General features: G+C 44.4%; 11 protein-coding genes. 6 read left to right on the top strand and 5 right to left on the bottom strand.

Annotated features, from left to right (window positions below):
* Nucleotides 1-11: 11 nt before the first annotated feature.
* Nucleotides 12-845 (bottom strand): posphoenolpyruvate synthetase regulatory kinase/phosphorylase PpsR, encoded by an 834-nt coding sequence (gene ppsR, locus ACQEXS_RS03025; protein ID WP_427012788.1) that lies wholly within the window; start codon nucleotides 843-845, stop codon nucleotides 12-14.
* Nucleotides 846-1001: 156 nt separating this feature from the next.
* On the opposite strand from ppsR, the gene ppsA reads away from it, so the two are divergent.
* From ppsA to asrC, 5 genes are all read left to right on the top strand, one after another.
* Complete coding sequence (gene ppsA / locus ACQEXS_RS03020; protein ID WP_367988982.1) at nucleotides 1002-3386, top strand: phosphoenolpyruvate synthase; 2385 nt, start codon at nucleotides 1002-1004, stop codon at nucleotides 3384-3386.
* A 251-nt stretch (nucleotides 3387-3637) separates the two neighbouring features.
* Complete coding sequence (cobA, locus tag ACQEXS_RS03015) at nucleotides 3638-4429, top strand: uroporphyrinogen-III C-methyltransferase (RefSeq protein WP_427012787.1); 792 nt, start codon at nucleotides 3638-3640, stop codon at nucleotides 4427-4429.
* 24 nt (nucleotides 4430-4453) lie between these two features.
* A complete protein-coding gene (asrA, locus tag ACQEXS_RS03010; protein WP_427012786.1) occupies nucleotides 4454-5482 on the top strand; it encodes an anaerobic sulfite reductase subunit AsrA in 1029 nt (342 codons plus the stop codon).
* Nucleotides 5482-6282 carry an anaerobic sulfite reductase subunit AsrB gene (gene asrB / locus ACQEXS_RS03005; RefSeq protein WP_427012785.1) on the top strand — a complete coding sequence of 267 codons (801 nt, stop codon included), beginning with the start codon at nucleotides 5482-5484 and terminating at the stop codon, nucleotides 6280-6282. Before asrA ends, asrB begins: the two co-directional genes overlap by 1 nt.
* Nucleotides 6283-6294: 12 nt before the next feature.
* The gene (asrC, locus tag ACQEXS_RS03000) at nucleotides 6295-7296 is read left to right on the top strand and encodes a sulfite reductase subunit C (protein WP_427012784.1); all 1002 of its coding nucleotides are present in this window, start codon (nucleotides 6295-6297) and stop codon (nucleotides 7294-7296) included.
* Between the two features lie 67 nt (nucleotides 7297-7363).
* Here the strand turns inward: asrC and ACQEXS_RS02995 are convergent, their stop codons facing one another.
* On the bottom strand, nucleotides 7364-7798 hold the full coding sequence (locus ACQEXS_RS02995; protein WP_427012783.1) for an ATP-binding protein: 435 nt from the start codon (nucleotides 7796-7798) through the stop codon (nucleotides 7364-7366).
* Between the two features lie 126 nt (nucleotides 7799-7924).
* On the opposite strand from ACQEXS_RS02995, the gene metA reads away from it, so the two are divergent.
* The gene (metA, locus tag ACQEXS_RS02990) at nucleotides 7925-8866 is read left to right on the top strand and encodes a homoserine O-acetyltransferase MetA (protein WP_367988976.1); all 942 of its coding nucleotides are present in this window, start codon (nucleotides 7925-7927) and stop codon (nucleotides 8864-8866) included.
* Nucleotides 8867-8947: 81 nt separating this feature from the next.
* Here metA and ACQEXS_RS02985 read toward each other — a convergent pair whose 3' ends face one another.
* The 3 genes from ACQEXS_RS02985 to ACQEXS_RS02975 all read right to left on the bottom strand — a co-directional run bounded on the left by ACQEXS_RS02985 (nucleotide 8948) and on the right by ACQEXS_RS02975 (nucleotide 12535).
* Nucleotides 8948-9961, bottom strand: a complete 1014-nt coding sequence (locus ACQEXS_RS02985; protein ID WP_427012782.1) for a LacI family DNA-binding transcriptional regulator — start codon at nucleotides 9959-9961, stop codon at nucleotides 8948-8950.
* Nucleotides 9962-10091: 130 nt separating this feature from the next.
* Nucleotides 10092-11186: an ABC transporter ATP-binding protein gene (locus ACQEXS_RS02980; RefSeq protein ID WP_427012781.1), complete on the bottom strand. Its 1095-nt coding sequence runs from the start codon at nucleotides 11184-11186 to the stop codon at nucleotides 10092-10094.
* Nucleotides 11186-12535 (bottom strand): GH1 family beta-glucosidase, encoded by a 1350-nt coding sequence (locus ACQEXS_RS02975; RefSeq protein ID WP_427012780.1) that lies wholly within the window; start codon nucleotides 12533-12535, stop codon nucleotides 11186-11188. The genes ACQEXS_RS02980 and ACQEXS_RS02975 overlap by 1 nt, the downstream gene beginning before the upstream one ends.
* Between the last annotated feature and the right edge of the window lie 8 nt (nucleotides 12536-12543).

The raw sequence follows: 12543 nt of genomic DNA, 5'->3' as shown, positions 1-12543 counted from the left end.
AAAAAGCCGGATTAAAACAATCGACGTTTTAATCCGGCTTTTTCGAGTATTCGTGTTGAAATTTCTTCGACCGACAATGATGATGTGTTGATGTACGGAATCGCTTCTCGGCGAAACAACGCTTCTACACTAGCAAGTTCATGTTCACACTGCTCTGTGCTTGCGTAATCGCTTCCAGCCAAACGGTTTTCACGTATTTCCGTTAAACGCTCTGCATCAATAGTCAGGCCAAAGAGTTTGTATCGATGAATCTCAAATTCAGGCAATAACTTAAGCGCCCTTAAATCATCATCGATAAACGGGTAGTTAACCACACGTAAGCCAAATTGCATTGCCATATATAAGCTTGTTGGCGTTTTTCCGCTGCGGGACACACCTAGTAAAATAATATCGGCCTCTTCAATCCCTTTTAGCGACACCCCATCATCATGCGCCAAGGTGTATTCGATGGCGGCAATACGGTCAAAATACGTATCCGTGTCCTTTCCTACACTTCGAGAACGCTGAAGCTTAGGTTTCGGCTCCATCTGGATGTCGTCTTGAACGCGTTGAACTAAGCTTTCCAACACATCGTAAAAGTGAGCAGGAGCAGCCATAAGTTGTTCCCGAATATCTGGAACAACAATCGAAAAAAACACTAAGGGCTTTATTCCCGTCTTTTGAAATGAAGCCTCAATTTCTTTCAGCAGCTCAGACAACTTGTCTACACTTTCGATAAATGGAAAGGTTTTCTCGTTTGCCACAAAAGGAAACTGCCCGAGAACAACGTGACCAAGTGTCTCACATGTGATTGCTGTTCCATCAGAAACATAGAACACATCACGACTTTGAATATCCATTTGCATTTTTTATTTAATTTATAAAATTATTTTGAGTAGGATGGCAACCATAATATCGATAATAAAACCCGGCATTCAATTGCGTCCCCCACAGGTTTGAAAAATAGTTCTCTATTTTTTTAATCTTTAACGTAAACGTTTGCCTTTATCCCTACAGCTGCAATGTTTCTGGAGAAAGACATGCAAAAGAACACCCTCTGGTTCAATAGCCTATCAATGGAAGATGTCGATAAAGTCGGCGGCAAAAACGCTTCTCTTGGTGAAATGGTATCTAACCTTGCTAACGCAGGCGTTTCTGTTCCCAATGGTTTTGCGACCACTTCCTATGCGTTTAATCAATTCCTCGATTACGAAGGATTAGACAATCGCATTCACCAATTGCTTGATGAACTGGACGTTGATGATGTGGAAGCTCTGCGTAAGACAGGTGCCATCATCCGTCAGTGGGTTTTAGAGGCCCCCTTCCCTGCGGATCTTGAGCAAGATATCCGTGACAACTACCAAACACTTATTGAAGGTAATGAAGCTCTTTCTGTGGCGGTTCGCTCATCCGCAACAGCGGAAGATTTACCCGATGCCTCTTTTGCTGGTCAGCAAGAGACGTTTCTCAACGTCACAGGCATTGATGCAGTCTTAGAAGCGACCAAACACGTATACGCATCTCTATTTAATGACCGCGCTATTTCTTATCGCGTCCACCAAGGTTTTGATCATCGTGGTATCGCCTTGTCAGCAGGTATTCAGCGTATGGTACGCTCTGACAAAGCGGCCTCTGGTGTCATGTTCACCATCGATACTGAATCCGGGTTTGATCAGGTCGTCTTCATCACCTCTGCGTGGGGTTTGGGTGAAATGGTGGTGCAAGGTGCAGTTAACCCCGATGAATTCTATGTCCATAAACCGCTTCTTGAAGCAGGCCACAACCCTATTTTGAAAAAGACATTTGGCTCAAAGCTAACCAAAATGATCTATTCAGACCGCCAAGAAATTGGTAAGCAAGTGGAGATTGTCGACACTGTAGCCGATGAGCAAAACCAGTTCTCGATTACAGAAGACGAAATCAAAGAGCTGGCAAAACAAGCAGTGATCATCGAGAAGCACTACCAACGCCCGATGGATATTGAATGGGCAAAAGACGGTATCGACGGCAAGCTTTATATTGTGCAAGCTCGCCCTGAAACAGTCTGCTCCCAGTCGGAACAAAATGTCATCGAACGTTATGAGCTCAATAACAAAGCTGAAGTCCTGATTGAAGGCCGAGCCATTGGTCAGCGTATTGGCAGCGGCGTTGTCAGACTGGTTGACTCATTAGATCAAATGTCGTTAGTACAAGAAGGTGATGTTCTTGTCACCGACATGACCGACCCTGACTGGGAACCTGTCATGAAAAAGGCTTCTGCCATTGTCACAAATCGTGGCGGGCGAACTTGTCATGCCGCTATCATTGCGCGTGAACTGGGCATCCCAGCCATCGTGGGCTGCGGCCATGCTACCTCAAGTTTGAAAGATGGCTCGGTTGTCACGATTTCTTGCGCTGAAGGTGAAACAGGTTACGTTTATCAAGGCAAACTGGATTTCGATATCCGCCGTTCATCGGTTGAAGAACTGCCTGTACTTCCAACCAAAGTCATGATGAATGTGGGTAACCCAGATCGTGCTTTTGATTTTGCCCAAATTCCAAACGAAGGGGTTGGTTTGGCTCGACTGGAATTTATCATCAATAAGATGATAGGTATTCATCCCAAAGCGCTGCTCAACTATGCTGAGCAAAGCGAAGAGCTTCAGGCTGAAATTGCCAAACGCATTCGTGGTTACAAAGACCCTATCGACTTCTACGTAAGTAAACTGACCGAAGGCATCGCAACTATTGCGGCAGCTTTTTGGCCTAAGCGTGTCATCGTTCGTATGTCTGATTTTAAATCAAATGAATACAGCAATTTGGTTGGCGGACAAAGTTACGAGCCTCACGAAGAAAACCCAATGCTGGGTTTCCGCGGCGCTTCTCGCTACATTTCACCAGTATTCGAAGACTGTTTTGAGCTGGAAACACAAGCGATGAAACGTGTTCGAAATGAAATGGGCCTGAAAAACGTTGAAGTGATGATCCCATTTGTTCGCACCCCTAGTGAAGCGGCATCTGTCATTGATCTGCTTGCGAAGTTTGGTTTACGTCGTGGCGACCAAGGTTTGAAAGTCATCATGATGTGCGAGCTGCCTTCCAATGCCGTATTAGCCGATGAGTTCCTTAAGTATTTTGATGGTTTCTCCATTGGGTCGAATGACATGACACAACTAACACTAGGGCTTGATAGGGACTCAGGTGATGTCGCTCACCTCTTTGATGAACGCAACCCCGCCGTGAAAGCGATGCTCAAAATGGCCATCGATGCAGCAACCAAAGCTGGTAAATACGTAGGGATCTGCGGCCAAGGGCCATCGGATCACGAGGATTTAGCAGAATGGCTGATGGAACAAGGCATCAGCTCGGTATCTCTCAACCCTGACACAGTGATTGATACTTGGCTGCAGCTTGGGAAGAAGCAGTAAGCTGATACTAAAAAAGCGCCAATTACGGCGCTTTTTTCATATTATGCCGAGTGCAGCTCAAAGCACCTTTAAACGCCTAACCTTATTATAACTATTCGCAAACTCTTCACCTTTTCCCTTCCTTACAAGCATCAGCACTAACGTCAACTTCGTTAATTAGATCTAAACGGACGTTTGTTTTTATTTGATTTCATTTAATCGGTGCCATTAATAGACTTACTTTTATCGTGGTTAAACAGCAACCAGCCGAAATGAAAAAATGTAATCCATCTTATGGTCGGGTATACCTTGTTGGGGCCGGAACAGGCGATGCATCGCTCCTAACACTCAAAGCTTTTCGTCTGCTAAATCATGTCGATGTTGTGCTTTATGACCATCTGGTTTCGGAAGAAATATTAGATTGCATTCCACGCAAAACTCGAAAAATCTTTGTAGGTAAACGTTACGGTAAATGCTCGAACACGCAAACAGAAATTAACGAAAGAATCAAAGACTATGCGCTTACTGGTATGACAGTGTGTCGCTTAAAAGCGGGCGACCCTTTCATATTTGGTCGCGGCGGTGAAGAAGCAATTTATCTGAGACAGTACGGAATCAACTATGAGGTTGTTCCAGGCATCACGGCTGCGCTTGGGTGCTGCGCTTATGCTGGAATACCTACCACCCATAGACTCATTTCCAGAGGCGTAACCTTAATAACGGGACACCATTGCAATGATGGTAGCGAACCGAACTGGAGCGCGCTAGCCGCCATCAATCACACCATGATTTTCTACATGGGAATTCATAAAACAAAATCAATTGCAGACAACCTCATTGCTCATGGCGTCACACCAGATAAGCCCTGCGCTATCATCAGCAATGGAACGCGAGAAAACCAAAGCACAATTATTACCACTCTAGCCGGACTTTATGAAATTTGTAAAACGCAAAACCCTGCACTACCAGCAATCATAGTGGTAGGAGACGTCGTTTCTTTGTCTGAATCACTCGAATGGTTTAAGCCCGCCGCCAAGTTTTATTGTGCGCACAAGGTTCACTAGTTTCTAAAGTAACGAGATAAGAAAATGCCTAAGTTTTTAACCACCCAGCAAATGGAAATAGCAATCGAAACGCTACGTCAGCGATACAAAGTAATGGCACCAGTTTATCAAGAATACGCAGGTCGCTTTGCCCATACCGCAAACTTGGATTACCAAGAGTTGACGCAGTATGGTGAATTGGTTTGGAAAGAGAAAAGTCATTTTTCACCAAAAGAAATCGTATTTCCTATTACTGAAACCCTATTCTGGTTTAACGCCGATGAGCTAAAAGAATCGAGCATCGATGCCCGCCCTGTGCTCCTCTTTCTCCGTGCTTGTGATATCAACGCGCTCAAAAGCCTTGATTACATGTTTTTGAAAAATGGTGGTCATGAAGACTTTTACTACAAACGTCTTCGTCAAAAGCTCAAATTGGTACTCATTGAATGCAGCGAAAGTTTCGAGAACTGCTTTTGCGTCTCTATGGGTAGCAACAAAACCGATAATTTTGCTGCTTCGGTTCTTTTTAGTGAGCAAGGTGCAACTATCACAATAAAAGACCCAGAACTCACTTCGTACTTTTCTGGCGGCAGCGACGTCGAACACAACGTAAGCTTCGCCACGTCTAACTATGTTAAAGTGAAGACTCCAGATTCAGTTTGTGATAACCCAGCAAAAATACGCGAGATCTTACTCTGTCATCCCGCTTGGTCAGAATACAATTCGCGCTGCATTGGTTGTGGTCGCTGTACCTCGTCCTGCCCATCTTGTGCCTGTTTCAACGTATTTGATGTGGTTTATAACCAAGAAGGCAAAGTGGGTGAACGCCGCCGTCAGCATGCTAGCTGCATGATTGACGGGTTTTCAGATATGGCAGGTGGTCATAGTTTTCGTCACAAGACCAGCGAACGCTTACGTTACCGCGCATTGCACAAAGTAAACGACTTTAAGTCTCGCCAAGGTGAACACCATATGTGTGTTGGATGTGGACGCTGTGACGATCGATGCCCTCACTACATCTCATTTAGCAACATCATTAATAAGATGACCGCCATTGTAGAGGAGGCACTCTAATGTGCGATTGTGAAAACAAAATGCTGCCACAAAGTTACCCGATCATCCACATAGAAAAACACACCGAGCTGGAATGGAACTATCGTGTTGCGTGCGATTTTCCAGTGCATTACGGCCAGTTTGTTGAGCTAGGTTTATCACTCGTGGGCGAAGCACCTATTTCTGTCTCTGATTACGGCTTAGGTTACGTCGATTTGCTGGTCCGTAACGTTGGAAAAGTCACAGGTGAATTGTTCAAATTAAACGCCAGTGATCGCGTAATGATGCGTGGCGCAATGGGTAATGGTTATCCGATGGAAGCTTATCAAAACAAACACCTCATTATCGTTGCAGGAGGCACTGGTGTTGCTCCCGTAAAAGGACTTATCAGTTACTTTCACAACAATTCTAATGACGTGAAGAAAATGTCACTGATTCTCGGATTCAAAAACGAAGATGCCGTGCTCTACAAAAATGATTTGCTGAATTGGTCTTACTCCAACCACGTCATTGTTACGTTGGACGACGGAGGGAGTGACTATTTTTACGAAAGTGGTTTAGTCACGGAACATATCGATAAGCTCGATTTGACCGATAAAGAAAACATCTGCGTTATCGTTGTTGGCCCTCCAATTATGATCAAGTTCGTAGTGCAAGATTTTGTTACCAAAGGCATACAAGAGCAACAAATATGGGTCGACTACGAACGCCGTATGGCTTGTGCCGTAGGTAAATGTGGTCATTGCAGAATTGGCGACAAATACGTGTGCTTAGATGGTCCGGTTTTTCGTTACGACCATGCTAGAACCATGATTGATTAGGAGGAAGCAAAGATGACACTGGACGTAGATATTATTAAGATGCGCGCCGATGGTGACTATCGCCTATCAAAGGTTCGAGGCGAATGTATGATTAGCGTACGTATTCCCGGCGGTATCATGCCTGCTTATTTATTGGGAACAGCACAAGCAATAGCAGAAAAATGGGGTAACGGCATTATTCACCTCACCACACGACAAAAACTGGCGATGCCGGGTATTCGTTATGAAGATATTCCTGAAGTCAACAAAGCACTCGCTCCCTTCATCAAAGACATTACCGTCGATACGTGTGGCATTGATGTAGAAGATATCCAAGCAGGCTATCAATCCTTAGGTGGACGTAATATTGTTGCGTGTCAAGGCAGTCGGATCTGCCAAAAAGCCAACACCGATACCACAGGGTTGGCACAGCGCATGGAACATCATGTTTACCCAAGTAAGTACCACCTCAAGATAGTCATGGCTGGCTGCCCAAACGACTGTGCTAAAGCCAATATGGCTGATTTTGGCATCTTGGGTATTGCCAAAATTAATTTCGAAAGCAATCGTTGTATTGGTTGTGGCGCCTGCGTCAAAGCTTGCGCGCACCACGCGGTGGATTGCCTATCGCTCAAAGATGGTAAAGCAGTGAAAGAAGAGAGTAAATGCATTGGCTGCGGCGAATGTGTGCTTGCTTGCCCTACCCTAGCTTGGCATCGAGACCCAAAACAACTTTATATGGTCAAACTGGGTGGTCGAACTTCAAAGAAAACCCCGCGTGTTGGAAAAATATTTCTAAACTGGGTAACGGAAGAGGTTCTACATCCTGTTATCGACAACCTGTTCGAGTTTGAAAAGGAAATGTTGGACGGTAAGCCTGTTTATCTTCACATGGGGCACTTAATTGATAAAGGCGGCTACTTACGCTTTAAAGAACGGGTCCTAGATGGTGTAAGCCTAAACCCAGAAGCGAAAGTTGCTGAGCGTATGTATTGGGCTGAGGACGAATACGTGGCGAATATGTACGTAAAATAAAATTCGGATAGTTAGGGGCGTAAGCCCCAACTGAGCACACTACCAACGACGCCAAACGATCTGACGCTTAAATCATTTGCTCTATCGTTTGCGAACGCGTCATGCCCTTGCTATTTGAACTCGCTGGCCAATGTTGCCAGCGTCTACGCATTTTATCTATCGTACATTGAGGTACACCATGTACGTTAGGGTAGCTTCCTGTACATTCCACAACCTTTAATTTGATACCCAACTGTCGGGACAAGTGGATGTAAGACTCCATCTCCCACAGCCGAACAAACGTATTCGAAACAACGACGCTCTGCCCTTGATGTAGAGCCTTTTCCGTCATCGTTAAACACCAAGCATGAGCTTGCGGTAAACAGTTCGCATCAAACCGATATGTACCTTGCTCATCCACAAAGTACATATCCGCTTCAAAATGCTGTGCATCCAGCGTTCGTGCCAGCGTGCTCTTCCCCGAGCCTGGTAGACCACGGATAAGTGTTAGAGTCTGCGCCATAAAAAATAGTCGCTAAGAATAAAGAACGGATATTACCTTAAAATCGAAAAAATATGCTATCGACATCTCACTCTGATTGAGTTAAGTTCGGATGTATAGACGTCCATAAAGCTTAGGGAGAAAGCTGTGCCTATTAAGATCCCCGATCAATTACCTGCTTCTGATGTATTACGAGAGGAAAATATTTTCGTAATGCCCGAATCTCGTGCCTCTACACAGGAAATTCGACCGCTTAAGGTTTTGATCTTAAATCTTATGCCGAAGAAAATTGAAACGGAAACGCAATTCTTACGTCTACTTTCTAATAGTCCGCTGCAAGTCGATATTGAATTACTGCGGATTGATAACCGTCCGAGTAAAAACACACCAACAGAACATTTGGACAACTTCTATCGCCAATTTGAAATGGTAAAAGGACGTAATTTCGATGGTCTCATTATTACAGGAGCACCATTGGGTTTAGTGCAGTTTGAGGATGTGATTTATTGGGACCACCTTAAAACCATCATGAACTGGGCCAAAGACCATGTAACTTCAACCCTTTACGTATGTTGGGCCGCTCAGGCGGGATTAAAGTTATTGTACGACTTGCCTAAACGTACTCGTAAAGAAAAATTGTCCGGCGTATACCATCATGAAATCCATCACCCTTACCATCCCATCTTACGTGGATTTGATGATACGTTTTTAGCACCTCATTCGCGCTATGCTGATTTTTCTCATGAGTATTTAGAAGAACATACAGATCTCGATATTCTTGCAACTTCAGACGTAGCTGGCGTATATCTCGCCTCAACAAAAGACAAGCGTAATGTCTTTGTGACGGGTCACCCCGAATACGATTCCCACACGCTGCACAATGAGTACATTCGTGATTTAGGTGAAGGGATGGAACCGGCAATTCCGGTCAACTACTACCCAAACAACAACCCGGACAACAAACCAAATGCAAGTTGGCGTAGTCATGGTCATTTGTTATTTGCGAATTGGCTCAACTACTGTGTTTACCAGCAAACACCTTACGATCTCGATCATTTCAGTGAAGCAAATTTCACTAAAGATGACTAATTCCTAAACCTTCTTTTAATTCAGCAATCCTCATTACAACTTGAGGATTGCTGAATTTATTTCTAACAGCCTTCAAGCACTCTAGCGATAAATGGATTTAGTAGACTGTCGAACGATAAGCTCAATAGGTGGAAGTTTGGCATTATGCTGCGCGCCGCTCAGTAGGTTAAGAATGGATTCAGCACAAACACGGCCAACTTCTTCTACAGGCTGGCGCATTGTAGTCAGTGCGGGGGTGAAATAACAGGAAACAGGAAGGTCATCAAACCCAATCACAGAAATATCTTCAGGAACGCGATACCCATGATCATGAAGTGCTTTGATTGCACCGTAAGCCGTTTGATCATTGGCTGCAAAAATTGCACTGAAATGCTTTTTAGAATCAATCAGGTTTTTTGTTAACTCATAGCCACACTCACTGCTGAAATCACCCTGCTTAATGAGTTGGGGTTGAACCTTAATTCCCGCTTCTTGTAACGCTTTTTTGTAGCCGACAAATCTCGCAACCGCATCCGGCTGGTTCAATAATCCTTTAATATGAGCAATATTAAGATGCCCTTGCTGGAGTAAATGTAACGTTGCCATATAACCACCAAGCACGTTATCTACGTTGATGCAGCGGACTTGTTCAGCTATGACATTATAACCAACGGCAACTACAGGAATTTTCATCGCGTAATCTAGGATCTGCTTTTCAGTTAGACTGCCCGTCACAATGATGACGCCATCGACATTGCTTTTCTGTAGATACTCCAGAGCATGAGACTCCAGCTTATTTTTCCAATGTCCGGTTGCAATAACCAACGCATAACCTTGCTCATTCAACACCTTTTCCATGTCATTCAAGATGCGGCTTGTATGAGGACTTTCTGGGTTTTGTACCAATACGCCAATGGTCATCGAACGTGTGTTCGTGCCCTGATTCATGTGGTAGTTGGGCTTGTAGTCGAGCGCTTTGATCGCTTCCTCTATCGCCACTGTTTTCTCTTCTGAAATAAATGTTGTGCGATTAAGAAAGCGAGAAACCGTACTCGGAGAAACACCAGCGAGTTTAGCCACATCATAAATAGAGGGAGAGCGTTTTTTCTTTTTCATAATGACCGATAGACAAGCTAGTGACAGAAATATATTTAACTAGAACAAATACAGCAATGCACATTGCAAAGAAATGAGACGTAAATGATTCGCCAGTACGCAAGTACGTACTGGCTTTGATATCTCTCAATTAAAAAGTGGCAAGTGAATTTTCACTCAACGCATCAAACAGATGAATTGCATCTAAATCTAGGTATAACGTTAGTGATGTCACATCCACTTCTGCAGCTTGCGTTTCCACCATTAGAGGCTGACCTGCAATTTCAGTTTTAAGCAGAATGCTTGCACCAAGCAGCTCTTTATCTTTAATTGTAACCGGCAGTGGCAACACGCGAGCATGATCCACTTGTTCTGCACGAAGGTGAATGTCCGTCGGGCGAACACCAAAATGCAGAGCAAGATTTTTTGATGCATGAGCTTTGAAGCGTTCCGGCAAAGGTATACGGACGTCACCTAGTTCCACTTCCCAATCACCTTCTTCACCCACCAGCTTCGCATCCAACATATTCATAGACGGGTTACCGATAAACTGCGCGACAAACTTATTTGCCGGACGCTGAAAAACTTCCGTCGGTGTCCCCACCTGAGCCACATAACCGTCTTTTAGAATCACAATGCGATCCGCCAGTGTCATCGCCTCTATCTGATCATGTGTCACGTAGATGGTGGTGGTTTTCAACTCACGGTGCAGTTGTTTTATCTCTTCACGCATCACACCACGCAGCTTAGCATCAAGGTTGGATAATGGTTCATCAAATAAAAATACTTTTGGTGTACGAACCATTGCGCGTCCCATCGCCACACGTTGACGTTGACCACCAGACAGCTCTTTCGGCTTACGTTCCAACAGCGCATCCAGCTCCAGCATTTTTGCTGCCTTACGTACCTCAACGTCAATTTGGTCTTTTGCCATACCTTTTAACTTCAATGCAAAAGCAATGTTCTCGTAAACTGTCATATGGGGGTACAGAGCATAACTTTGAAACACCATCGCAAGATCACGATCTTTAGCGTCAATTTTATTCATTAGGTTGTCGCCCACATAGATCTCGCCAGACGTAATGCTTTCCAAGCCGGCAAGCATACGCAGAGTTGTGGACTTTCCACAGCCTGATGGACCAAGAAAAACCACGAATTCGCCATCTTGCACAATGAAGTCAAAATGCTTTACTACCTCGACATCATCATAAGATTTTTTAATATTCCTGAACTCAACTTTTGCCATTATTGGTTCTCCTCTCTGCGTTCAAGCAACATGTTCCGGTATGCAATCGCACTTTGTTTTAGCGTTCGTGTTTGAGTTTGGTAATCGACATGAATGATGCCAAAGCGTTGCTTATAACCGTATGCCCATTCAAAATTATCCATTAGGCTCCATGCAAAATAGCCATTCACATTAACACCAGCCTTGATCGCCCTATCCAACGCTTCAAGATGCGTCTGAAAATACTGTGCACGTTGGCTATCATTTACTTCTCCATCGATACAGCTATCTTCGCCAGCGGCCCCATTTTCTGTAATGTAGAGCGGAGGTAGATTGTCATAACGATCATTGAGGCGGATCAGTAAGTCAGTCAAAGCTTGTGGGTAGATTTCCCACCCAATGAATGTGTGCTCAGCATTCGTTTGAGGAACATCTTCTATGGCTCCATTGGCATCGAACCGAACCACACAACGGGTATAGAAGTTAATGCCAATAAAATCTAAATCGGTACGAATAATATCGAGGTCACCTTCCAGTATCATTGGCATATTATTGGCCTGCCGTTTTAACACTATTTCCGGATACGATCCTTTCAGGACCGGATCCATAAACCAGTGATAGCCCTCCGCATCGCTGTAGACTGCGGCTTCTAAATCAGCTTCAGTATCCGGGTAAGCGGGTGTGGCGTTGAATACACAACCATGCATCGCATTAGGTGCATTTCTGCGCATGTGAGGAATAGCTAAGCCATGAGCAAGCATCAGATGATGAGCGGCTAAAAATCCTTCTCGTTCCCCTTTGATACCCGGGGCATGAATTCCCCATCGGTACCCTAAATATGAAGAACAAAATGGTTCATTTAAGGTCGCATATGAGTCAATTTTGTCACCAAAATAGCCACTAACTACGTTGGCGTATTGTTCAAATTTATAGGCGGTTTCTCGATTTAACCACCCACCTTTATCTTCTAAGTATTGAGGCAGGTCCCAATGGTAAAGCGTTACGAAGACTTTCAAGCCACGAGCATGGCACTCATCAATGATTTGTTCGTAAAACTTCAAGCCTTCTTGATTCACTTTTCCATCTTCAGGAATGATGCGTGGCCATGCCATCGACAAACGATATGCATCCACCCCCAACCCTTGAATCATCTCGATATCTTGGTTCCATAAATGAAAATGATCACACGCAACATCGCCATTGTCTGCATTATCGACCGCTCCAGGCTGATTGCAGAACGTGTCCCAAATGGAAGGCGTTCGTCCACCAAGCTGCGCTCCACCTTCAATCTGATAAGACGAGGTGGCAACGCCAAATAAGAATTCTGGACTACGTAGTTTGGAGTCTGTAGGGAGTTGGAATTTATTCATTGTTATAT

The organism is Vibrio sp. TRT 17S01 (assembly GCF_050113695.1).
GTDB lineage: Bacteria > Pseudomonadota > Gammaproteobacteria > Enterobacterales > Vibrionaceae > Vibrio.
The sequence above is the reverse complement of the archived record's forward strand: the minus strand, read 5'-3'. Positions and strand labels throughout refer to the sequence as shown.

Excerpts from the sequence above, each read along its gene's own strand:
- ppsR (WP_427012788.1), bottom strand. The coding sequence starts at position 845 with ATGCAAATGGATATTCAAAGTCGTGATGTGTTCTATGTTTCTGATGGA.
- ppsA (WP_367988982.1), top strand. The coding sequence starts at position 1,002 with ATGTTTCTGGAGAAAGACATGCAAAAGAACACCCTCTGGTTCAATAGC.
- cobA (WP_427012787.1), top strand. The coding sequence starts at position 3,638 with ATGAAAAAATGTAATCCATCTTATGGTCGGGTATACCTTGTTGGGGCC.
- asrA (WP_427012786.1), top strand. The coding sequence starts at position 4,454 with ATGCCTAAGTTTTTAACCACCCAGCAAATGGAAATAGCAATCGAAACG.
- asrB (WP_427012785.1), top strand. The coding sequence starts at position 5,482 with ATGTGCGATTGTGAAAACAAAATGCTGCCACAAAGTTACCCGATCATC.
- asrC (WP_427012784.1), top strand. The coding sequence starts at position 6,295 with ATGACACTGGACGTAGATATTATTAAGATGCGCGCCGATGGTGACTAT.
- ACQEXS_RS02995 (WP_427012783.1), bottom strand. The coding sequence starts at position 7,798 with ATGGCGCAGACTCTAACACTTATCCGTGGTCTACCAGGCTCGGGGAAG.
- ACQEXS_RS02985 (WP_427012782.1), bottom strand. The coding sequence starts at position 9,961 with ATGAAAAAGAAAAAACGCTCTCCCTCTATTTATGATGTGGCTAAACTC.
- ACQEXS_RS02980 (WP_427012781.1), bottom strand. The coding sequence starts at position 11,186 with ATGGCAAAAGTTGAGTTCAGGAATATTAAAAAATCTTATGATGATGTC.
- ACQEXS_RS02975 (WP_427012780.1), bottom strand. The coding sequence starts at position 12,535 with ATGAATAAATTCCAACTCCCTACAGACTCCAAACTACGTAGTCCAGAA.